This window comes from Aliivibrio sp. S10_S31 (genome assembly GCF_014694495.1).
GTDB lineage: Bacteria > Pseudomonadota > Gammaproteobacteria > Enterobacterales > Vibrionaceae > Aliivibrio > Aliivibrio fischeri.
On the sequence record NZ_JAAUWR010000008.1, the window covers coordinates 106815 to 130796 of the forward strand.

Annotated in this window: 21 protein-coding genes; 15 read left to right on the top strand and 6 right to left on the bottom strand. The window is 36.6% G+C overall.

Annotation, left to right across the window (positions count from 1 at the left end; genetic code table 11):
• The first annotated feature begins 95 nt into the window (after positions 1-95).
• The 4 genes from HC728_RS09085 (at position 96) to HC728_RS09100 (ending at position 5519) form a co-directional block, all read left to right on the top strand.
• Positions 96-2267: a hypothetical protein gene (locus tag HC728_RS09085; protein ID WP_190395330.1), complete on the top strand. Its 2172-nt coding sequence runs from the start codon at positions 96-98 to the stop codon at positions 2265-2267.
• 155 nt (positions 2268-2422) lie between these two features.
• Positions 2423-2974 (top strand): ECF-type riboflavin transporter substrate-binding protein, encoded by a 552-nt coding sequence (locus tag HC728_RS09090; RefSeq protein ID WP_005419808.1) that lies wholly within the window; start codon positions 2423-2425, stop codon positions 2972-2974.
• Positions 2975-2977: 3 nt separating this feature from the next.
• A complete protein-coding gene (locus tag HC728_RS09095) occupies positions 2978-4687 on the top strand; it encodes an ABC transporter ATP-binding protein (protein ID WP_190395331.1) in 1710 nt (569 codons plus the stop codon).
• Positions 4677-5519 (top strand): energy-coupling factor transporter transmembrane protein EcfT, encoded by an 843-nt coding sequence (locus HC728_RS09100; protein WP_017018525.1) that lies wholly within the window; start codon positions 4677-4679, stop codon positions 5517-5519. Before HC728_RS09095 ends, HC728_RS09100 begins: the two co-directional genes overlap by 11 nt.
• Before the next feature lie 23 nt (positions 5520-5542).
• Here HC728_RS09100 and HC728_RS09105 read toward each other — a convergent pair whose 3' ends face one another.
• On the bottom strand, positions 5543-5911 hold the full coding sequence (locus HC728_RS09105; RefSeq protein WP_011262138.1) for a hypothetical protein: 369 nt from the start codon (positions 5909-5911) through the stop codon (positions 5543-5545).
• A 200-nt stretch (positions 5912-6111) separates the two neighbouring features.
• Here HC728_RS09105 and HC728_RS09110 point away from each other — a divergent pair, with 200 nt between their 5' ends.
• Both HC728_RS09110 and HC728_RS09115 read left to right on the top strand, forming a co-directional pair.
• The gene (locus tag HC728_RS09110) at positions 6112-7392 is read left to right on the top strand and encodes a MipA/OmpV family protein (protein ID WP_012533151.1); all 1281 of its coding nucleotides are present in this window, start codon (positions 6112-6114) and stop codon (positions 7390-7392) included.
• A 302-nt stretch (positions 7393-7694) separates the two neighbouring features.
• Positions 7695-9026 (top strand): GGDEF domain-containing protein, encoded by a 1332-nt coding sequence (locus HC728_RS09115; protein WP_190395332.1) that lies wholly within the window; start codon positions 7695-7697, stop codon positions 9024-9026.
• A gap of 56 nt (positions 9027-9082) precedes the next feature.
• Here HC728_RS09115 and HC728_RS09120 read toward each other — a convergent pair whose 3' ends face one another.
• The 3 genes from HC728_RS09120 to HC728_RS09130 all read right to left on the bottom strand — a co-directional run bounded on the left by HC728_RS09120 (position 9083) and on the right by HC728_RS09130 (position 11918).
• Positions 9083-9760: a vancomycin high temperature exclusion protein gene (locus tag HC728_RS09120; RefSeq protein WP_054775998.1), complete on the bottom strand. Its 678-nt coding sequence runs from the start codon at positions 9758-9760 to the stop codon at positions 9083-9085.
• A 26-nt stretch (positions 9761-9786) separates the two neighbouring features.
• Positions 9787-10119 carry a DUF3392 domain-containing protein gene (locus HC728_RS09125; RefSeq protein WP_011262134.1) on the bottom strand — a complete coding sequence of 111 codons (333 nt, stop codon included), beginning with the start codon at positions 10117-10119 and terminating at the stop codon, positions 9787-9789.
• 110 nt (positions 10120-10229) lie between these two features.
• Positions 10230-11918: an NAD-dependent malic enzyme gene (locus HC728_RS09130; protein WP_190395333.1), complete on the bottom strand. Its 1689-nt coding sequence runs from the start codon at positions 11916-11918 to the stop codon at positions 10230-10232.
• A gap of 154 nt (positions 11919-12072) precedes the next feature.
• Here HC728_RS09130 and HC728_RS09135 point away from each other — a divergent pair, with 154 nt between their 5' ends.
• The 3 genes from HC728_RS09135 (at position 12073) to HC728_RS09145 (ending at position 16083) form a co-directional block, all read left to right on the top strand.
• On the top strand, positions 12073-14415 hold the full coding sequence (locus HC728_RS09135) for a helicase-related protein (RefSeq protein ID WP_190395334.1): 2343 nt from the start codon (positions 12073-12075) through the stop codon (positions 14413-14415).
• A gap of 96 nt (positions 14416-14511) precedes the next feature.
• Positions 14512-15285, top strand: coding sequence for a phospholipase A (locus HC728_RS09140; protein WP_017018530.1), 774 nt, complete (start codon positions 14512-14514; stop codon positions 15283-15285).
• A 150-nt stretch (positions 15286-15435) separates the two neighbouring features.
• Entirely contained in the window at positions 15436-16083 is a 648-nt protein-coding gene (locus tag HC728_RS09145) for a heme lyase (RefSeq protein ID WP_054775996.1), read from the top strand.
• Positions 16084-16179: 96 nt separating this feature from the next.
• Here HC728_RS09145 and nrfA read toward each other — a convergent pair whose 3' ends face one another.
• Positions 16180-17616, bottom strand: a complete 1437-nt coding sequence (nrfA, locus tag HC728_RS09150) for an ammonia-forming nitrite reductase cytochrome c552 subunit (protein WP_190395335.1) — start codon at positions 17614-17616, stop codon at positions 16180-16182.
• 469 nt (positions 17617-18085) lie between these two features.
• Here nrfA and nrfB point away from each other — a divergent pair, with 469 nt between their 5' ends.
• From nrfB to nrfF, 6 genes are all read left to right on the top strand, one after another.
• The gene (gene nrfB / locus HC728_RS09155; protein WP_065624390.1) at positions 18086-18679 is read left to right on the top strand and encodes a cytochrome c nitrite reductase pentaheme subunit; all 594 of its coding nucleotides are present in this window, start codon (positions 18086-18088) and stop codon (positions 18677-18679) included.
• A gap of 1 nt (position 18680) precedes the next feature.
• Positions 18681-19367, top strand: a complete 687-nt coding sequence (gene nrfC, locus HC728_RS09160; RefSeq protein ID WP_190395336.1) for a cytochrome c nitrite reductase Fe-S protein — start codon at positions 18681-18683, stop codon at positions 19365-19367.
• 1 nt (position 19368) lies between these two features.
• Complete coding sequence (gene nrfD / locus HC728_RS09165) at positions 19369-20325, top strand: cytochrome c nitrite reductase subunit NrfD (RefSeq protein ID WP_190395337.1); 957 nt, start codon at positions 19369-19371, stop codon at positions 20323-20325.
• A 74-nt stretch (positions 20326-20399) separates the two neighbouring features.
• Positions 20400-22298 carry a heme lyase CcmF/NrfE family subunit gene (locus HC728_RS09170; protein WP_190395338.1) on the top strand — a complete coding sequence of 633 codons (1899 nt, stop codon included), beginning with the start codon at positions 20400-20402 and terminating at the stop codon, positions 22296-22298.
• Positions 22282-22809: a DsbE family thiol:disulfide interchange protein gene (locus tag HC728_RS09175; RefSeq protein WP_012533487.1), complete on the top strand. Its 528-nt coding sequence runs from the start codon at positions 22282-22284 to the stop codon at positions 22807-22809. The genes HC728_RS09170 and HC728_RS09175 overlap by 17 nt, the downstream gene beginning before the upstream one ends.
• On the top strand, positions 22809-23258 hold the full coding sequence (gene nrfF, locus HC728_RS09180) for a heme lyase NrfEFG subunit NrfF (protein ID WP_065622438.1): 450 nt from the start codon (positions 22809-22811) through the stop codon (positions 23256-23258). The genes HC728_RS09175 and nrfF overlap by 1 nt, the downstream gene beginning before the upstream one ends.
• Here nrfF and HC728_RS09185 read toward each other — a convergent pair.
• Positions 23255-23965, bottom strand: coding sequence for an aspartate/glutamate racemase family protein (locus tag HC728_RS09185; RefSeq protein ID WP_065622437.1), 711 nt, complete (start codon positions 23963-23965; stop codon positions 23255-23257). The two genes, nrfF and HC728_RS09185, sit on opposite strands and share 4 nt — an antisense overlap.
• Positions 23966-23982 lie beyond the last annotated feature (17 nt).

The following is a 23982-nucleotide window of genomic DNA, read 5'->3' on the forward strand; positions in this document are numbered from 1 at the left end:
GCCCTAAAGTTATTTTTTTGTATAAAACAAAGTAAGTACGTTGTTAGATAAACGATAAAATTACGCATTATTGGTTATCAATTTAAGGGAATAAAATGAGATACCTACAGAAACTTGTATTTACTTTATTAAGTTTATTTTTAGTTGGGTGCGGTGGTAGTGATGACGATGGAGGAGGAGGAGGAACGGCTTCCATAACATTAAATGCCAGCCAAATTACGGCATCTGTATATCAAGGTGATATTTATGAAGTCGATGTTACAGTAAATTATCAAGGCGAAGGTGTATTGGTCGGAATGCCTAAAGGGGTCAATGAAGTTCCTATTTGGCTAGGAGTAGATAAACAAAGCATAACCTCAAATCAGGCCGTTTTTCGAGTTTACTTACATGGCAATGTTGATACAGGAGTTTATAACTCGGCATTACGATTTGTAACGGCATACAGCAATGGTAGCGTAGCATATAAAGATGTTCCTATTGAATTAACAATAAAAGAGCCGCTTGTATTTACCGTAGTTGCTGGAAAGCAAAATGTATCTTTAGAAAGTATGATTTCCGTTTCAGATTCGGGGCCAGTTGAAGGAAACAGTACTTATATTACTTATGGTGCATTTAGTGATTGGGACTGGTTAGATGTTGAAGTTGTTAATAATCAATACAAAGCTAAGATCATAAAAACAGATCTGAGTGTTGGAGAGCATGTCGGATATATTGAGTTTTTAGACCAAAATTATCGCTTTAGAAAAGTGAAAATTGTTTATCTCGTAACAGAACCTGAATTTAATATTGGTAATGTAAACAAGTTAACGATAAATAACGAAACGATAGCATCTGAACTAAATATGACTATTCCTGTTACTCCTACCAGTGAAGGTGTTATATGGAATGTTATTAGTTCAAGCCCTATGATCTCTGTTACTCAGAATTTAAATAGTGTCGATATTAGTCTTGAATTTGATCTGTTATCTCAAAATAACGGTATATATCAACAATGGATTGAGTTTGAATATCAATATGGTGACTTACTGTTCCCAAAAACACGTAAAATTGAGTTTGATGTAGAGATAGATTTTACTGATATTCAACAGATTTCTCCGTATGTTCTTTATACATCAGATGAAATTACCGTAAGAGTATGGGGTAATAATTTGATGTCATTAACAGAGGAGGACTTCAAAGCATTTACTCCAATTATTCAATCGGTTAATTATATTAGTGATAATGAAGTTGAACTTAATATTAAAGCTAATACAGTAGAGCAAGAAATTAATTTTTCTATTGAAAACCGCTTAGATTATTTACGAGGAGAGGCAAAAGTTGTTGTTCGTCATGCTCCAGTATTTCCCGTTGCGTCAATAAACTTACCAGAAAACCCAGCATCAAAAGTTATTTATGATTCAGAAAGGGAGCGCTTTTATTTTAGAAGTTACTCAAATTGGACTAATCTATTATATGAAATCTCTCATGACAATGAGCAATGGATAGTCGAGCAAATTGTAGGAGAGAGCCCTAAGGGACTAGCGATTATTGATAATGGTACACAGCTATTAACGTCCAGTGTTGCATGCTCTATGACGAAAATTGATTTGGATACAAAAGTGACTGTGGATGCACCAAGTGTCACACATTGTGGTTACATGGACTTTGGCTTTATTGGCCAATATTACACGGGAGAAACTGTTGTTATTGATACAAATCAATGGCCTAGTATTTACAATTATCCAAATTGGGAATTAGCGACAGTCAATTATCCAAGTGTTTATTCACCTAATGTGATCTTAAGTAAGAATGGAACGCACCTAATATGGACGGATTCAACAGGCATATCTTCTCCAAGAAATGCTTATGTCTATGATGTACGAAATAATAAATTTAATGTATTAAATACGAACAGTAGTTATGCTTTTTATTTGGACTCATTTTCGATTAGCGCTACTGGTGAGCGTGTGTCTTTCCAAAATAGAATTTATAATAGTGAAGCTATTGTAATTGGAAACGTTGGATTGAATGATGATGTATGGAATCGCACTTTTGTTTCTTTAGATGGAACTTTGGCAGCTCATTATGACTTCAGTGAAAGGAAAATCGATATATATGATATTCAATCAGATGAAGGTGCATTTTTTACACTAGATTTACCATTGGTTGTTAATGAAGAGAATATGTTTATTAAAGAAATACAGCTCTCGGAAGATAATCGTTATATTTTTGTTTTTTCTTCAAATCTAAATACTGAAAAATATAATATGTCTATATATGAACGATAGTAAAAATTTATGATTTTAAGCTCACTATGCTAGTGAGCTTTTTTATATAAAAAACATATAGCCGTCTAGATGTAAACATTTCCAAACCGAGTGAGTTACTGTATAATGCGCGCCTTTCTTTCCTATAATCTCATTTTTGCTTCAAGGCGAACACTATGAACCTTTCTGCTAAAACTGTTGTTGTTATTGCTATAGGCGCTGCGCTATATGGTATTGGTGGTTTACCAATGTTTGGTATTCCAGTCTTTGCAAACACAACATTAAAACCCGCTATGGCTGTGCTGGCACTATTCTCTGTGCTATATGGTCCAATTGTAGGCTTTCTGGTTGGTTTTATCGGTCACTGGGTGACGGATCTATTTGCTGGTTGGGGCGTTTGGCTTACATGGGTATTAGGCTCGGGTATTGTTGGTATGATTATTGGTTTATTTCCAATCATTACTAAGAACCGAATTGAATCAGGTTTATTTGATAAGAAAGACTTCTTAATTTTCGTTGTATTGGCTTTTTTCGGCAATGTGTTCGGTTATGGTACTTCTGCATTTTTAGATACTATTTTATACGCAGAACCATTTACAAAAGTATTTATGCAACTGTGTATTATCGCAGCAGGTAATACGTTCTTAATCGCAATTGTTGGCTATTTTATTTTAAACAATTTAGCGAAGCGTAAAAAACAAAGTACTAATTTAACAGAGGCGCCATAATTAATGAGCGTAACCTTTTCTAATTTCTCTTTTCGATATGCGTCACAGGATAAACCGACGCTGAAAAATATTAATCTAAGGATAGAGCAAGGTGAAAAGATCCTAATTATAGGACCAAGTGGAAGCGGCAAATCAACATTAGGTCAGTGCCTAAATGGCCTAATTCCGCACACCATTAAAGGTGAATCACAAGGTCAATTGACGATTAATGATACGAATGTATCTGAATGGAAGATTGAGCAGTATACCGAAAATGTCGGTACAGTTTTACAAGATACAGATAGCCAGTTTGTAGGGTTAACTGTGGGCGAAGATATAGCTTTTGCACTTGAAAATCAGATGGTTTCAAGAGCAAAAATGTATCCGATAGTTCGTGATACCGCAAAGATGGTGGATTTAGAGTCATTATTGAAAAAATCTCCCTACGATCTTAGTGGTGGCCAAAAACAACGAGTATCGCTAGGTGGTATTCTTGTCGATGATGTTGATCTTTTATTGTTTGATGAACCTTTAGCGAGTTTAGACCCAAAAACAGGTAAAGCGACAATAGAGATTATCGATGACCTGCATAAAAATAGCGGTAAGACCGTTGTTATTATTGAGCATCGATTAGAAGATGTTCTGCATAGATCGGTTGACCGTATTATTTTAATGGATCAGGGGGAAATTATTGCAGATATGACGCCTGATGCGTTATTGAAATCTCCTTTATTAGAGAAGCATGGTATCCGTGAACCGCTATACATCTCGTTATTAAAACAAACAAATGTTGCTTTGGACGCTTTAAAGCCGATTACGCCATTAAGTGGTGTAAACCCAGTTCAATTTCATAAAGAAGTGACTAACTGGTTTAAAGATGAATGCTTCAATGAATCGTTAGTGGATGCAGAGCAAGCGTTATTAACTATTAAGGATCTAACGTATTCTTATGATGGCGAAGTTAATGCTCTTGAAAATGTCAGTTTTACCGTTAATAAAGGCGAATTCGTTTCTATTCTTGGTAAAAATGGCTCGGGTAAATCAACGATTACTAAATTGATCATGGGAGTTTTGCAACCTGATCAAGGAAGTATCCAGTTAAGCGGCTCTGATTTATCTGAATTGTCTATTTATGAGCGTTCTCAGAAAGTTGGTGTTGTACTGCAAAATCCAAATCACATGATTTCACATCATATGATTTATGATGAAGTTGCTTTCGGCTTAGTTAATAGTGGATTATCTGAAAGTGATATTGAGAAAAAAGTACTTAATGCTTTAGAACTGTGTGGTTTAAGCCGTTTTCGTCATTGGCCAATTGATGCTTTAAGCTATGGTCAGAAAAAACGAGTCACAATCGCTTCAATTTTGGTATTAGAGCCTGAGTTATTAATCCTTGATGAGCCGACTGCTGGACAAGATTACCGTAATTATACGTCTATGCTTGGTTTTATTAATCAGTTAAATAGAGCTCTTGGATTAACCGTTATTATTATTTCACACGATATGCATTTGGTTCTTGAGCATACGACAAGAGCGATTGTTATTGCTGATAGTCATTGTATTGCTGATGAGTCTGTTACACAGGCATTTAGTCAACCAGAGTTGCTAAATAGAGCAAATTTAACAGTAACAAGCTTATTTGAGTTAGCTCAGAAAGTGGATATTGAAAATATTAATGGGTTTATAACACAGTTTATTACTGAAGAGTGTGAGAGTACGAAAAATGTCCACTAAGAAGCAAAGCTTTGGAATTAACTATGTAGATATTGATACATGGTTACATCGTTTAAATGGCGTAACTAAGTTTCTTCTTTTTATCTCTTGGATAACAGTAGTACTAACAACGTTTGATTTACGAATTATTATTCCATTAATTTTATTTGGTTTGTTTTTATTAAAAGAAACAAAAGTACCATACATTGCTTATAAACCGTTACTTATTGGTACATTATCGGTTTTAAGTATGAATGCTGTTTTTATGTTTTTACTTGCACCAAATCAAGGAAATGAATTGATAGGTACAACGACAGAATTGTTTCCTATTTTCGGTAATTATGTCGTTACACAAGAGACACTTTTTTATTTGGTCACGGTAACACTAAAATATTTTAGTATGTTTCCAATTGCATTAGTGTTTGTTTTTACAACGCACCCAACAGAGTTTGCTGCAAGTCTAAATCGAATAGGACTACCTTATAAGATTGCTTATGCCGTGAGCTTAACGCTTCGTTATTTACCGGAAGTGAAAAGCGACTTTGTTAATATTATGCATGCACAGCAAGCACGAGGTGTCGATTTATCAAAAAATGTTTCTGTATTTACGCGAATTAGTAATTTGGCGAAAATCTTAGGCCCATTGATATTCTCAAGCTTAGATCGAGCTGATGAAATATCAAATGCAATGGTATTACGTGGTTTTGGCCGAGGAAAAAGCAGAACTTGGTTTAGCGAAAAAAGTATTACTAAAACAGATAAATTAATAATGCTTAGTTTATTTTTGGTTGTTTCTTTAGCTATTACTAAAAAAATAATGGATACATCATTGTTTTGGTATCCTTTATCTTAATTAAGACAAAAAAAATAGGCGTGCTATACGCCTATTTTTTTATTTTCTAATTGACTAAAATGTTCGATAACATCGCAACTAATATTTTCATGACTAAATACGAGCATGTCGGTCAGTTTATCTACCATCATTTCTGGTTCTAGCTCGCTAAAAATCACATTGTTTACTAATTGTTTTATTAAAATTTCTTCGTGTTCTAGAAAACCGCGGGCGTCTATCTCTGCAGGAATATCGCAAGGTAAACGATCAAACTTTAAAAAAGCCATATTATGATTAACTGAAGAAGTTAACAGCTGTTCAGGGAACCATTCTTCGCCTGTAACGACTTCAATATCATTGCCATGTTCTTTTTGAATGCTTTGTAAATTTTGAATCAATTCTGAAATTTTCACGTTAATTTCTCAAGGCGATGATTTATATTTTTTAATAACGACACTATACTCAAATTATAAAGTTGATTGAATTGTTTTTTTACTTCAATTGCTTATCTATTCATCACATATATCAAAATTTATTCATCTAGAGAGCTATTTTGTCTAATCTTTTTTATTTTCAAAAAAAATCATTGAACTGGATATTTTCATTTTTATTTATGAGTTTTTTCTCTGTTGCAGAAGAAACTAAAAATACAAATGAAGAATCATTAGAAACTGAAAAGAACTGGGGTATTGCTGGGGTAATTAGAACAGCAAGTATTCCTTATGAAACTGAATCAGAAACAGTTTCAACCTTCATTCCAATGATGTTTTTTGAAAATGAATACGTGTTTATAAATGGCATGGAAGGTGGAGTTTATATTTATGAAGCGAGCGATTGGCAATTTAGTGCTTTAATGAGGTTACGTTATTTTGATTTGCCAAAAGAAGTGCAGAATAAAGCTGGTGGAGATGTTGTTGATACTGGCCTTCAAGCGCGTTATCAAATAAATGATGAATGGTTTTTTGATTCAGAAGTGATGGTAGATCCTGAGTTTCGTTCCTATTTGAATTTTAAGTTAGGGGCTGAAATTAGTTCTGGTGATTGGTGGTTTAATCCAACAATCGAAACTCGATTTAAAGAAGCTGAGTTTAACAATTACTATTACGGCCTGAGTGATGATTCTAACCAAAGTATTGGTTCGGGAATTGATTTTAAAGCTGGCTTTATGTCTCGCTACCACGTAATTTCAAATCTTTACCTTCTTGGCGGAACTTATGTTTCTCGATTAGACGCCAATGCATACGATAGTCAATATATTGATAATCGTTGGGAGTATGAATATTTTCTTGGTGTCGGTTTCTTTGCTGAAGAAGGCAAACCAACAAGAAAAAATATTGGTAATAAACCTTATTTGAGAGTTGCTCATGGATGGGCAACACCATCTAATATTGGTGATATTATTCGTTTAGATTCAGAAAAAGATCCGCATAATAACCAAATGACTTCGGTATTTTATGGTTTACCTCTGACTGATGAGTTGTTTTCACTTCCTCTTGATCTATATTTAACCCCTGGCTATGTCCAACACTGGAAATCAGATGTTCAGAATCTTAGTTCAGAATTTGTTGTTGCCATAAAAGCTTATGCAACAATCCCTTGGCCTACGAAATGGCGCTTTGGTGTAGCGGAGGGATTATCATACATCAATCACGTATCTTATATAGAACAAACAGAGATGGATAGAAAAGGATATAGAGAAAGTAAATTATTAAATTATTTAGATTTTTCTTTTGATATTAATTTGGGCGATCTTTTCAATAAAAGAGAATGGGACAGTGTCTGGTTAGGATATAGCATTCATCATCGTTCTGCTATTTTTGAAAATTCTTCACAATACGGAAGAATTAAAGGTGGAAGTAATTATAATTCAGTTTACTTACAATTTGACTTATAAGTTTAATTTCTATCCTCATTTTTAAGATAAGCGCCTAAACAGGCGCTTTTTTATTGATTGCATTTTTTTTGAGTGCGTGACAAAAATATGGCGAGTAGACGGTTTAATGACATTTAAATCAATGAGTTATATTTACTGTGTGAAGGCGCTTATTGTTTTTTGAACTACATCATAAAATAGAATGTAAGTTCTTCTTTTCGTGATATATCGTATTTTTATTTCTTTGCGATGAAAAATAAGTGGGGTATTATTTTTTTTGGAATGAAGATCAAAATAATTAAGAGTTTGCGTAAAGGATTACTATGAGAATTTTTCTAAAAATTGCAGTGGTGATGTTGATACTGTCGATTGGCATTCTTGTCTGGTATCACTTTGATGGTGACTCGAAAACATTAACCATCAGCCCCGAAAAATATCAATATTTTGCAACAGATGACCGAAAAGTTGGTGGTATTAGTGATTCCGTTTTAGTTCAAACCAATAATAAACCGACGATTAAGTGCGATCTTAAACAAGGTAATTATGCTTGGCCATACTGCGAAGCTGCAATTCATTTATCAGACAGTATGTTTGAAGGGATTGATCTTTCCGATTATTCAAAGCTTGTTTTAGATATTGATTATAAAAACTCGGATCCAAATGGGCGTTTACGTGTTTATTTACGTAATAGTAATCCTGCATACACTAAACGTAATGACGCTGCATCGTTGAAATTTAATGGGATTGAGTATGAACCAGGTTTTAATACCGGTCCTAAAGAAATTAGCTTATCAGATTTTCAAGTGCTAACTTGGTGGATTGCAGATTATAAAGTTGCTGTAGAACATGCTTCTCCTGAGTTTTCGAATGTTTCAATCATTGAAATAGCAACAGCTTCAGGTGTAAACGAAGGTCATTTCGAAATGACCATAAACAGTATTGAATTACGAGGTGTTTGGATTAAAGAAACAACCTTATTAAAAACGATTCTAGGGGCATGGCTTGTTGCTATTATTGCTTATGTTTTGTATGAACAGCGTGCATTGAATAAGCGATTAAAAGCCAGTACTTACCGTGAAAGCCGCTTACGTAAACTGAATGATACATTAAAAGAGAAAAATGTAGAGTTTGCAGAATTAGCTCATCGAGATTCTTTAACTGGTGCTCGTAACCGTAACGCGGTTCGTGATTGGTTAGAGCGTATGTCACAACAAGTTCGTTGGGGTAAACAGACTTTTTCTGTAATTTATATAGATATTGATTTCTTTAAAAAAGTGAATGATGACTTAGGGCATCAAACAGGTGATGATATTTTACGAGAGTTTGTTTTAGTTATTACTGGAGCAATTAAAAGTACTGATTTTTTGGTTCGTTGGGGAGGGGAAGAGTTTATCGTATTTTCTCCAAATAATGATCTTCAACAGGCAGAAGAAAAAGCGGAACATATACGTCGTACTGTAGAGCATCATTTATGGTGTCACAATGAACGCTTAACCTGCAGTCTTGGTGTTGCTGAAATGAAAGATGAGCGGATTACTGAAGTTATTGCACGTGCTGATGATGCTTTATTTAAAGCAAAAAATGCAGGGCGAAATAATGTAAAAGCCAGTTCTAATATTGTTAAGCCAATTTCAAATATACATTATATGAATTAAATAAAAACCCTAGCTAATGAGGCTAGGGTTTTTTATATCTAATGGGTTCTGGATAATTATTCTTTAGGAAGGGATCTGTGGTCAATTGGCTCTTTAGGTCCAAGGAATTTAGGTTGTACATTAAAAATATACAAATCTAATACGGCTTTGGTTCTTGCTAATACTTCTCTAAACCTAATTTTTGTATTCGCCCATCCTGAAGGGGATGGAACCACTAAACAAACCGTGTCCATATCAAAATGATTCGCAATGAAAACAGCTCGTTGGCAGTGAAATTGTTGTGAAACTATCGTCAAGCTGTTTGCATCAAAAATTTCTTTTGCTCGCTGAACTGAATCTAGAGTACGAAACCCTGCATAGTCTAATGTTATTCTATCTTCAGGTATTCCTGCTTTTAATAGATCACGCTTCATTGTCCACGGTTCATTATATGAACGATGGGCATTATCGCCACTGAGTAAAAAATGAGATACTTTATTCTGTTTAAATAATTCGATTGCCGCGTCTATACGGTATTGATAATAAGGGTTTAGTGTACGACGAATGTACTTACTTGTACCAAGAACCAGAGCCGTTTCTTGCTCTGGTAGAGCCTTAACTTGCTTATAAAGTTGCGATTGAGTCGATAGTGACATATAGATATCTGGAGCCAAAATAGCCGATGTAGCAATGATAGCCACTACCAATACTATTTTTATCCATTTCTTAAATGTCTCTATTTTTAAAACTACCATTATCCCTCAACTTTAATGAATCATGATCATACTTGACGATTTTTTTGTGCCCATATACCGATAATAATAAAGGTCGAAAAAACAATAGCAAGCATAAAAGCAGGTTGTATAGAACGCAAAGCAGATGTGAGAAATGGAGAAGCTTTTACAATCAATAATCCATAGCCAAAAGCGTTAATGCCAATAAAAGCACAAGTACGAATTAAAAAATGTTTTCCTGCTAAAAAAGCCCTTAGGGCACGGTTAATATCGCCGCCAAGCATCACGAGTGCACAAGCAATCATAGCTACTGAGATATCAGATAAATAGGGAGTAAGGTAACTGCCTAAGGTATTAAAAAAAGAAAGTATTTGGTTCATAAGGTATACACGATTATTTATTCATAATAAATATATCGGCTAAGCTCAGTAAAAGTTGAAAAAAAACCAGAGTAATAATTACTCTGGTTTATAGTGAAATCAGTTACTTATTAGAATGCTGTTCGTTTATAACGGCGGTAAACTGGTTTCCAGAAGTAGCTTTCAATTTTTTGATGAAGGGCTTCATCTGTAATTTCAAGTGCGTGGCCTTGTTCAATAGCTTTTTTAGCTACAGCAAATGCGATTCGTTTCGATACGCTGTGAATTTCTTCCAGTGGTGGAAGTAATGCGCCAGTACCGTTAATTGCAAGTGGTGAACATTCAGCAAGAGCACGGCTTGATTCCATCAGCATTTCATCGGTAACGCGAGTTGCTTTAATTGCAAGTACGCCTAAACCAATACCTGGGAAAATAAAGCTATTGTTACATTGAGCAATTGGATAAGTCTGACCATTGTGTGATACAGGATCAAACGGGCTTCCCGTTGCGACTAGCGCTTGACCATTAGTCCAACGGATAATATCGTTTGGAGTTGCTTCAACACGGCTTGTCGGATTTGATAGAGGGAAAACAATCGGACGTTCACAATGTTTATGCATCTCTTGGATCACTTCTTTACTAAATAAGCCAGGAGCACCAGATACGCCGATTAATACGGTTGGTTTTGCATTACGCATAACATCGACAAGTGAGAAGTTAGGTTCCTCAGAAACCCAATCTTTTGTATTTTCAGCTTTTTGTACAAGACGTTGTTGGAAATCTAATAGATTAGGCATTCCTTCTTGCAGTAGACCCCAACGGTCAACCATATATACTTGCGAGCGTGCTTGAGCATCTGAAATGCCTTCAGAGACCATTTGTGCAATGATTGCTTCAGCAATGCCACAGCCAGCCGAGCCAGCTCCTAGGAATGTTACACGTTGTTCTGATAGAGAGCTGCCTGCAGCTTTACAAGCAGCAAGTAATGAACCAACAGTAACCGCTGCAGTACCTTGAATATCATCATTAAAACAACAAATGCGATTTTTGTAGCGCTCAAGAAGAGGCATTGCATTTTTTTGTGCAAAATCTTCAAACTGAACAAGCGCTTCAGGCCAACGGCGTTGAACTGCTTGAATGAAGTCTTCAACAAAATCCGCGTACTCATCACCAGTAATACGAGGATGACGCCAGCCCATGTACATAGGATCAGCAAGGCGTTGCGGGTTATTTGTGCCTACATCAAGAACGATAGGTAATGTATGAGCAGGACTGATACCACCACATGCTGTATATAATGCAAGCTTCCCGATAGGGATCCCCATGCCGCCAATCCCCTGATCACCAAGACCAAGAATACGTTCACCATCAGTAACTACGATTACTTTTACGTTTTGGTTAGCCGCGTTATTTAATAAATCATCGATGCGGTTTTTGTTTTCATAAGAGATAAACAAACCACGACCACGACGGTAAATGTTTGAGAAGTTCTCACAAGCAGCGCCTACCGTTGGCGTATAAATGATAGGCATCATTTCACTAATGTGGTTTTGTACTAAACGGTAGAAAAGTGTTTCGTTTGTATCTTGAATATTGCGCAGGTAAATGTGCTTATCCATATCATTTTCAAAGCTCTGATATTGCTTATAAGCACGGCCTGTTTGTTCTTCAATACTCTCAATAGCCTCAGGAAGCAAACCTTCTAAGTTAAAATATTTACGCTCTGTAGTACTGAATGCGCTACCTTTATTGAGTAGAGGAGTACTTAGAAGTGCAGGACCTGCATAAGGGATATATAGGGGACGTTTATTGTTAATCATCGTTAGGCTTCTTCAAATCGAGAATGAACCACAGATCCTATGCCTACTTTAAGCAAATATCAAAGCGTGATTGAAAATAAAGTGCGAATAGAGTCATGTTTTTATCAATCAAATCCGCTAAAGTAGTGAAATATTCTATTATCTATCGGTTTATATGTCTTTATTACCAATTAATGCCTTATACGATGAGTTTTCATCTTTAGTTAACCATAAAAATTTAGTGGTTGAATCTGAAACCGGTTCTGGAAAATCCACTCACTTACCTCTATGGGGGGCTGAACATGGGAGAGTATTAGTTGTTGAACCGCGCCGTATAGCTTGTACTGCTTTAGCTGACTATTTATCTGATCAAAGAGAACAGGTTGTGGGAGATGATATTGGGTATGCCATTAAGCTAGATGCTCAATACACAGATAAAAGTAAAGTGGTATTTGTAACTCCAGGTATTGCATTAAAATGGTTCATGGAAGATAGATTAGTTAATTTTCGCTTCATCATTATTGATGAGTTTCATGAACGTCGCTGGGATAGTGATCTATTACTATCATTATTAAAGTTACATCAACAACACCGCCTTATTCTAACATCCGCTACTATGGATAGTACTTCATTAGCTCAATATATTGATGCTGATGTATTACAATCAAAAGGTCGTCAGTATCCAGTAACTCATCGTTATATATCTACACATTCTCAAGGCATGCCTTCAAATAAAGATTTAGAGGTACGTATATTAAATATATTAATGGATTTAAGTGCTCAAAATGAGCATGGTGATATATTAATTTTCTTGCCAGGTAAAAAAGAAATTCAGCACTGTATTCAAGCAGTACAAACAAAATTTCAAGATGTTCTTATTCTTCCTTTGTATGCAGGAGTGAGTGATGATATTCGACAACAAGTATTGAGTACTTCAGATCAGCAACGATTTGTATTTTCAACGAACGTGGCTGAAACGTCTCTGACTATTCCCAATATTACAGTTGTTATTGATTCTGGATTAGAGCGAAGAACTCATCAACGAAATGGTCGGACAACGTTATCATTACAAGCGATTTCTAAAGCAAGTGTTTCCCAACGCTCTGGTCGTGCAGGGAGAACACAAGCGGGTACGGCTATTCATATGTATGGTGAATTTGCGCCATTAGAAAAAACAACCCCACCAGAATTACAACGAGAAGAGTTAGTAGAACCTATGTTGGCGGCAGCAAGCTGTGGTTCTATTCTGCGTAATTTACCGTTTTTGGAAATGTTACCGACGAAATCTCTGAGTAATGCTGAATTGAAACTTCAAGCGATGAAAGCGCTTAATGGGCAAGGTGAGATAACCGATTATGGTCGCCGACTTTTTCCTTTACCGATTGATACGTTATTTTCACATATGCTTTCGGTGATGGTTGGTCGTGCGGAGAAAGAAACCATTGTAGATTTAGTTTCTGCTTTATCCGTATCAAACAAGCTTTATTCAATGTCTAGAAATCAAGATGCATTAGAAGATTTTAATCGTTGGAACCCTAAAGGTTGTGATCTAATTACATTAGTTTCTATTATTCGTGATTACTCTTGTGATGGAGTGATCGTTGATAAAGAACTGCAGTTTGAAGCTCGCCAGCTATCAAAGCAAATTAGACATGAACTCGGTCTACCTGATTTAGAGGTTAGTAGCCGTATTAAACGTGATGAAGTGTTACAACAATTGGTAGAAAAGTTACCTGAACTCGTCTTTGTAAGAAGAGAAAAAAGAAAAGAAGCATTGGGTAATGGTAAACAAGAGGTCTTGTTAGGACGTCATAGCTGTTTTCCATCATCGTATGAAGCTGCACTGGTTTTTGATCAGTTTTCTTTACCTGGAAGAGGCTCGAAGCAGACATTAACTATTGCAACTGCACTGGCACCGATTGATTTATCGTTAGTTTTAAATTCTGGATTAGCTGAATGTAGAACGGGCGAGGTCGTAAATCAGGATGGTGAATTTAAAATAATGCACGAATACTTTTATGCAAATCGAAAATTGAAAACGGAATTTGCCGCTCCTGAGAATACCGATAATATCGCAGTGATCGTCAACCAAGTCTGTAGCGGTTTGCTTATGCCTCAATTAAAAGAGACAAGAGAGAAAGAAATTGCCGCTTGGAAACTTTATTGTCAGTTAAACAATAAAACATGTTCTCCAATTTCATTTGAGATTTGGTTTAAAGAGCAATTAGAAAGCCTTGGAGTAATCTCTGTTGATGAGATGGAGTTATTTGATGAAACGGATTTTGTCTTTCATGGTATCCCTGAGTGGGAGCTTCAAGATTTTCTAGATACCTATCCTCAAAAAGTTGTGCTACCAGATATTGTATTGTCTGTTGAATATTTTCCGCTAAGTAAGCGCATTTTACTGCATTATCATAAAGGACAACGTAAAGGTGATGTTAAGCGTTGGGAACTACCAAGCTGGGCAGGATGGAAATTACAATATAAGAAAGCAAGTCGAACAGTCGATATCAAATAGTATTAACATTATGAATGTATAGATAAAACGCTTTATTATTAGGTATGGTTTTTGCATTAAGGTTAAGAAAGGCAAGTTAATGACAAAAGGTCGACTATGAAAAAATGGATGCTATTAATTGCATTGGTAATACCCTCTTTATCGTTCGCAAAAGAGTTAAATCGTATACACGCCTATGAAGATAGCTATATTTTAGGTTCTTATATTAGTGATTTGAATAAACAAACTTACATTGATGGTGGTTTTGAAGATGCTGATGGTCTTCATGATGTCGAAGTGAAGTTTAAATTTTCATTTGCAGTGCCTTTGTTTCCAGTTAGTCAAAGTTCTTCGATCATGTTTGCTTATACACAAAAGTCATTATGGCAGTTAGGTAATAGCGATATTTCATCCCCTTTTAGAGAAACTAACTATAAACCACAATTTTTCTTGATGCATCAGTCAAATATGTTGATTTTTAACAATGCTGAACTTGGTTATATGCATGAATCTAATGGTCAAACAGCAAGTTTATCTCGTAGTTGGGATCGCATTTATGGCGCATTAGAACGAATTGATGGCCCTGTACAATACGGCGTTAGAGCTTGGTATGTCATTGCTGATGAAGAAAATAATGCGGATATAACGGATTATTTAGGAAATTACGATGTTTGGGCGTCTGTTGGCAATGATATTGGTACACTTAGTACTCGTTTCCATTATAATTTTGAAACGGATAAAGGTGGTGCAGAGCTTGGCTACACATTAAATGTTAATCAATTTGTTGGTTTATATGTTCAAGCATGGAAAGGGTATGGGGAAACCTTAATTGATTATAATCATGATCAAACTCGAATTGGTCTTGGTATTAAATTAATGCCGCCAAATTAATGCCAGTGTTATTTATTGCGAAATAATTTAAAGCTTCTGTGATCAAGAAGCTTTTTTTATGTTTGGAGAAAGGACATCTATGATGGCGATCATTGCGAAAAATGATGATTTCAATTACGATCTGGCCGATTTTTTATTTGGATACTCAGTATGATTATAACGATGTTACTAAGTTTTGTTCTTATTGGGGCAGTATTATGGTGGTTTTATAGCCGTGGAAATGCCGCTTCTTTAAATCCTGTATGGATGATATTTGTTGTTGTAGTCAGTGTGATTGTGGTCTTTTCTTCAGGATTAAGACCAGAAAAATTCGCAGTACAAAATGAGTTAATTACAGAGCCGCTAGGTCCTCTCTCTTATGAAGATAAGATGCGCTATTTAGAGGATCAACTGAAACAGAACCCAAATGACGCTAAATTGTGGTTTGAAATTGGGCAGGGTTATCTACTTAATGGTGAATTAAACAATGCGAATATCTGTTTTGGATACGCAATTCGTTTAACAGAAGAGCCAACAGCCAATCAATACGCAGCGAAAGCGACGACTCAGTATTATTTACATTCTCAGATTATGAATGATGAAGTAGAAGAGTTACTTAAGAAGGCGTTAGCTCTTGATGAATATAATCAAGCTGCTTTAACATTAATTGCTTCTGATCATTTTGTTACTTTCCGTTATCAGAAGGCCATTAATACGTGGCAGAAAATTTTAGACTCTGAGCGAGTTGATGTAGATCGAGTTACAATTATTAACTCAATTAATGAAGCCAAGCAGTTGATGCATGTACGCCGTAATTAAACAATATAAGCTGTACTAATAAATAAGAAATATAAAAAAGCCGACTTAACTGTCGGCTTTTTATTTATGACTACTACTTGTTTAGGCTAGTAGTAATTACATTGGATCGTAATCTCGAGCTTCACGTTCTTTTGCTTGTTCTTCCCACTCTGGAACAACGGTTTCTAAGAAGTGTTTCTTCTCAGCTTTCATCGCTTCCATATCCATTCCTAATGCTTTTTGTGCTGCAGCTTTCGTTGAAATATCAGGAATAGCAACTGGCTCTGTAATGCCTTTCTTCGCAAGTAAGCGTACAAGTTTAGTTCGTGCATCTGCTGCTTTATCGACAGCGGTGCCTAGCACTTCTAAAGCAACTTCAGGCGCGTGCATATGAACACCATGTGAAGCAATCGCATAGTCCCAGCGCCATTGTGCATGACGAATGTCTTGTAGGATTGGTGCCATTTCTTTTTCAGTTGCACCTGCATCCCATGCTGCACCAGCTTCAAAGTGAGCAGCAACGATTTGACGTTCCGCAGTGAGCTTCATTTTAAGTACTTGAGCTTTACGAGTAGCAACAACGCCTTGTAGCATTTCTTTAGATTGCGTGTGACAATTTGCACAGGTATCTTCGAAGCGATCAAACGGATTGCCTACTTTATGGTCCGTGTACACAGTGCCATCTTCTTTGGTTACTTTAGGCATATGACAGTCAACACACGTCACTTTGTTTTTGCCATGAATGCCATCACGCCATGTTTCATAACCTGGGTGTTGTGCTTTTAACATAGGTGCTTTAGATACTTTGTGAGTCCAGTCTTTAAAACCGATCTCATCATAGTATTCTTCCATTTCGTCAACGGTCGTGCCTTTATCCCAAGGGAATTTCACGGCTTTAGTTTTACCTGTGAAGTAGTATTCTACGTGACATTGACCACATACCGCTGCTTGTTGGTCAAGGCGAGATTGGTCACCAAAAGGTTTGCCAATGGCATCCATTGCACGTTCAACGTGAGGTTTAGTTAAGGCAAGTGCAGGGCCACCATTTTTAAACTCATCGCTACGAGTATCATGACAATCTGCACAGCCAATCGGATTCTGGATTTCACTGCCTAAGCGAGCCCATTTTCCTGAGAAATAACCATCTTCGCCTTGTTCTTCGATAACTCGACCAACATCTGGGCTTTTACAGCTCCAACATGCCATTGGCATTGGGCCTGAATTTTCATCGGTTGGGCCACCGGTACGTAGGGTTTGTCTTACATCATCGACAGCATAAAAGTGTCCACGAGCTTTGTTGTAGTCTTTTGCAAAACCGTAGCCAGCCCATAAGATAACCATATTTGGATCTTCAGCTAATGCATCTTCGATTTGCACACTATCAGAGGTAGATCGCCATGAATCATATTGATCGGCATGATCTTTTGCGTAGGCTTCATTACGAGGGTCAACTCGTTCACTGTTTTCAGAGGCCGCGAAGCTGTGGCTACTTAATAATAAAGTAGTCACCATTGCTATTGCAGCGGCTGAACGACGGGTCCATTGCTTTTTCACTATTGTATCTCCAATATTCTTTTAATTAATTAGCCAAGCGTTGTGAAAGCGACCATCAATCAGAATTGGAAACAGGTAAATTGTATACTAATTAGAGGTTATTAATTTTTACATCAATATAAGAGTTGATTTACATCAAGTTACATAAGTGATCAATATCACCATTAAAGAGGTATACCTCTTAAGTGTTATTTGTGATTGTCTTTATTAAGAATGATTCTTATTTTCTTTAAATAACAGGGAGATATAGGTATCTGGGTCTGTATCACAAAAGGAGTAGATAATTGTAACAACTAGCTCATGAAATGTATTATTTTGACACATTTAGTTATAAAATGTCTTTGTTAAGCGTTGTGGCTAACTATCCAATGAGAATTGATACCAAAGAAGAGCACGAGCTCTTTAACAACAATTACTCATCCGACTATTTATGAATTTGATAAATAGAATGGAAAGGGAAGGATATAAAATGGGCAAAGTCAAATTAGCCATAGCCACAATGTTGAAGCTTACCTTCGCATTTTGTCTCTATGGTTTGTCTCTGAATGTTGCTGCAGATGAATCGCCCCTAGTAGAGGCTAACTCATCCAATCGACATGAAGTGACATTAATTCGAGATCGCGATTATGCGTGCACACAATGTCATAAAGACGAAAAAGAGACACTTAAAGGATCACACGGGGAAGATTCATTTGCGATTCTTAAACGTGATGTGAATTGTGTTGAGTGTCATAAATCAATTGGGCCTGATCACCGAGAAGGCGCTCCGCAAGTCATCAAATACTCGGCAGCACAATCAAAAGTCGGCACGGAAAAAGTGACCCTCTCGTTCGATGAAATTTTACAAGCTAATAGCCAATGTACTGATTGTCATACGCCAGATAGATTACGTGAAGATAGTTGGACACACGACGTTCACGCTAAAAACTTAACCTGCTCATCTTGTCATATCGTTCATGGAGAGAAGGAAGCCGTGCTTTCTTTTGATCATTCAACGAAGATCAAAATGTGCGTTGACTGCCATGCTGATTTTAATCAGAAAGAAAATAAGCTAGGAGAATAGTATGAGTTGTTCTAGACGAAATTTTTTAGCTGGTTCTGGTGCGGTTATTTTCACAACAGGTGTAGCGACAACATCATTAATAAACAGTAAAAAAACCTTAGCGTATTCCATGGAAGATGGCTCAAAGCGTTATGGTATGGTTCATGATGAAAATGCGTGTATCGGCTGCACAGCTTGTACTGAAGCATGTCGAGAAGTAAACCGTGTTCCTGAAGGGGTAACACGCTTAGAAATCATCCGTAGCGAACCTAAAGGTGAGTTTCCTGATGTTGAATATCGCTTTACTCGTAAGTCGTGTCAACATTGTGAAAATGCTCCTTGTGTGATGGTGTGCCCTACAGGCGCTGCATATAAAGATGAAACAACAGGAATTGTTGATGTTCATGACGAAAAATGTGTTGGTTGTGGTTACTGTTTGGCAGCTTGTCCGTACCAAGTCCGTTTCTTTAATCCTGTGACTAAATCGGCAGATAAGTGTGATTTTTGCCGTGAAACAAACTTAGCAGAAGGTAAGCAACCAGCTTGTGTTGAATCTTGTCCGACGAAAGCACTGACTTTTGGTGACCTCAATGACAAAAATAGCGAGATAAATGCCGTATTAAATACGAATCCGGTATACCGTGACAAAGTGGATCTAGGTACCAAACCTAAATTGTATAAGATCCCATATTTAAAAGGGGAGATTTAAGATGAGTGCATGGGAAGCAGCGTTTAATTTCGACTCTTTAGTATGGGATTGGATCATTGCGATCTATCTTTTCTTCGCTGGTATGTCTGCTGGTGCGGTTATGATATCTATTTACTTAAAACGTAAAGTGATTGAAGGTAACCCTGCAGATAACGGCATTATTAAAGCAACCGCAATTTTAGCGCCATTTGGCATTATTGCAGGTTTAACCATTTTGATTTTCCACTTAACCAAACCACTCTCTTTTTGGAAAATTATGATTTTCTTTAACCCAACATCTGTGATGTCGATGGGGGTTATTCTATTCCAAGTGTATATGGCTGTGCTATTTGCTTGGCTTGGCGTAATGTTTAGAAAGGATATCATGAGCTTTCTAAAAGGAAAGTTTGGTTTTATTGATACAATCTTGCTTAAGATTGAACAGTTTGAAAATGCATTAGAAATCTTTTTGGCAGTGCTTGCTATTATGCTTGCGGCTTATACTGGTTTCTTATTGTCTGCATTACAAACGTATCCAATGTTAAATAACCCGGTATTGCCGATTCTATTCTTGTTCTCAAGTTTATCGTCTGGTGCAGCGGCGTGTTTACTGTTTGGTATTTTAGGTTTTAAAGAACCAAGTCATAGCCATTCGGTGAAGTGGATCCATAACTTTGAACGACCTGTTGTACTGTTTGAGCTATTCGTACTTGTTACCTTCTTTACTGGTTTAATCTTTAGTGGAGGGCAGGGCGAAGCTGCTGCTTGGGCTGCTATTGGTGGTGGTTTTTGGGGAACATGGTTCTGGGTTGGCGTTATTGGTTTAGGTATGATCGCCCCTTTAACTTTGAATGCGTTTGCTCCAAAGGAATTGGCTCACGGTAAAGGGTTCATTTTTGTTGTGACATCATTAAGTTTAATTGGTGTATTAATGCTTCGTACGTTTGTGTTGTATGCAGGACAAATGACGGTCGTATAATGTGGTAATGCCATGCTTATGCCAATAATTATGAGCATAAGCATGGCTTTTATGTGAAAAATGTATGGAGCAATATGATTGCTGAAATTGGACAATTTTGGTTAATAACCACTATGGTGTTGTCTGCTGTTGCTTGTGTGACAGCTAGTTACGGTATTTTTAGAAATGAAGACAATTGGGCCGTATCTATTTTCCCACTTTCATTATTAACAACTCTTTTCTGTATTTTATCAATATCCGCTTTAGGTTATGGGTTTTATATTGATGATTTCTCTATTCGATATATTGCTGAACATTCTAATTCTGAATTACCTGTATTTTTTAAAATTGCTGCGATTTGGGGTGGGCATGAAGGTTCATTGCTATTTTGGGTATTAACACTCACCTTATGGGCAGGTTTAATTACATTAAAAAGAAATAGCATTGAACAATCTTATTTAGTACGAGTTCTTTTAATATTAAATGGATTAATTGTTATCTTTTCAGCATTTACTTTATTTGCATCTAATCCTTTTATTATTTATGCCAATACTCCTTTAGAAGGACGAGATTTGAATCCAATGTTGCAAGATATTGGATTGATATTTCATCCCCCATTGTTATATCTCGGTTATGTTGGTTTTGCCGCTACCTTTTCATTTGCACTCGCTGCATTAATGATGAAAAAAGTCCCATCTGAATGGGTAGACTATGCGAGAAACTGGACATTGCTAGCATGGTCATTATTGACTGGCGGGATAAGTCTTGGCTCATGGTGGGCCTATTATGAATTAGGTTGGGGTGGATGGTGGTTTTGGGACCCAGTAGAAAACGCTTCTTTGTTGCCTTGGTTAACCTCGACAGCATTACTGCACACATTAATTGCTAGCCATAAGAAAAAACTGTTGTTAAAAACATCATTTATTTTAGCATTAGTTACATTTTGCTTAAGTATTTTGGGTACTTTTGTGGTTCGTTCTGGTGTATTAACATCCGTTCATGCGTTTGCAGTAGATCCAACAAGAGGCATCATATTATTGCTGATTTTGTTTATTACTATGCTATTTTCATTTGGTCTTTATTCATTAAAGAGTAAACAGATTCAGAGTGAGCCTATTCGTCAATTTATCAGCCGTGACTTTATGTTCCTAGTCCTTTGTGGCTTATTTACTATTGCGACAATTACCGTATTACTTGGCACGTTTTATCCTATGATTTTCCAGATTTTAGGATTAGGAAATATATCAGTAGGGGCTCCTTATTTTAATTTACTTTTTGTTCCTATGGCGCTTATTGCACTCGGTATGATGGCGTTGTCTATTTTTGTTAGGTGGCGTAAGAAAACAGAAGTTGCCACGGTAAAAAATACAATTATCTTAGTAAGTATCGCTGTAATTAGCGGAATACTAATTTATAAACTTCAATACCATCGCATTTATGTTATTCCACTTGTCGTATGGGTTCTCTCTATCGCGGTTATTATTGGGTGTGTGTGGGGGGGAAAGCTGTCCACGGGTAAAAGTTTAAGTATGGCGATCGCACATATCGGGGTGGCGATGGTTATGATTGGTGCTGCGATGAACAGTTATCATTCATTTGAAACCAGTGCAAAAATGGAATCTGGAATGAGTGCGAAGCTAGCGAATTATGACATTTATTATAAAGAGACTGAGCTATTAGTTGGTTCTAATTATACTGCAGAGCAAGCGAATTTACGTATTTATGAAAATGGGAAAGAGATAGCGAATATTCACCCTCAACGTCGACATTATCAAGTACGAGTGATGAATATGAGTGAGCCGGCAATGCACTGGTTTTGGCACGGTGATATATACGTTACACTGGGTGAGAAGCTAAAGGATGGAAGTTTTGCGTTGCGACTTCAATATAAAGCGTACGTGAGATGGATTTGGTTTGGTTCGATATTAATGTGCATTGGTGGTTTAGTTGCAATGATGAAAAGAAAGAGAAAACAGCATGAAGCAAATAGTTAAAGTTCTCACTGCTATCATTTTGTGTATTGCGGTTTTTTTTGTTTTATTAAGTGGTCTAGAGACCAAGGAATCCTCAGGCTCTACGGCAATGGTGGGGGAAATGGTTCCTGCTTTTAAATTATCAGATCTAACTGAAGCTTCTACGCATGTAACAGAAGCTCATTTTTATAATGAACCACTCACCTTACTTAATGTATGGGCAGCGTGGTGTGGGATATGCAAAACAGAGCATCAATTCTTACATCAATTAAAAGACCAAGGAATACCTATCATAGGTTTAGATTATCGTGATGATAGAAGTGCAGCTAAACATGTATTAGAGCAAACTGGCAACCCGTATCAGTCGGTTATTTATGATCCTCAAGGAATTTTAGCGATGGACTTGGGTGTTTATGGTACGCCTACGACGTTTTTAATTAATCAACAAGGTGAAATATTACATCGATTTACTGGTGCGTTGAATGAAGAAAAGTGGCAACGTGAATTTGCTGGTTTTTTTGAGGAAAAATAATGAAGCATTCTTTTAAATCATTGTTGTATTTGCTCTGCTTATTGGGTGTGTTTTCAGCCAATGCCTCATCAAATAGTAGCAATGGTCTATTTGTTTCCGCAGATAAAGAGACGATTGAAAGTGTTGAATTGTTTGAGTTTGATTCTCAAGAGCAACAAAAGCAGGCGATTGAACTGGCTAAACGCTTGCGATGTCCACAATGTCAAAATCAAAACTTAATAGAATCTAATTCACCAATAGCTAAAGATTTACGATTAACTGTGTATCAACAGATTAAAGCAGGAAAGAGTGAAGAAGAAGTGATTGCTTTTATGACGCATCGATTTGGTGATTTTGTATTATATGAACCGCCATTAAATGCTAAAACATACGTACTTTGGTTATTACCATTATTGTTACTTGTCGTTTTTTGCATCATGGCGGTGAATTCAGTAAGAAGAAATCGTTAACTTGCTAAAGCGGTTTGTTCTTCATAAGACCAATCAACGCAACACTTGGCTAAGATTTCTAGTGAGTCTAAACATTGTTGTGGTTGTTTGAGGTTTTGCTCGGCCAGAGCAACAGGTATTTCAGTACAGCCTAAGATAACCGCCTCTGCGCCTTGAACGAGCATTGATTTAAATACCGGTAGCATTAACGCTTTTCCTTTTTCTACATTACCTGCTTTTACCTCATAAATACCCTGCATGACATCACGTTGTTGAGTGTCATCAGCTTCAATAACATCAATATTATATTGGTTAAGCTTTTGTTGATACATTCTGGCTTTCATTGTCGCCGTCGTTGCTAATAAACCAACGGTCTTATATCGGCGAGCCTGCGCTTCTTGAACAACACTATCTATGATACTGATGGTATGTACATGGCTAGTCGCACTCAGTTGTGGATACCAGTAATGAGCGGTATTGCAAGGGATAACAATACATTCAGCGCCAGATTGCTCAAGTTGTTCAAAGCTGTGCTTTAATTCAGGATAAGGATCTTGCCCATGTCCCATAATAAAAGCCGTTCTGTCAGGGATTTGTGGAACGCTACTTACTACCATAGGAATGTGTTCTTGGTCATTATGTGCAGGGGTTTGGCTAATGATCTTCAACATAAACTCAACCGTTGCTAAAGGTCCCATACCGCCTAAAATACCTAATTTCTTGTTCATAATATTTACTCCTTTAA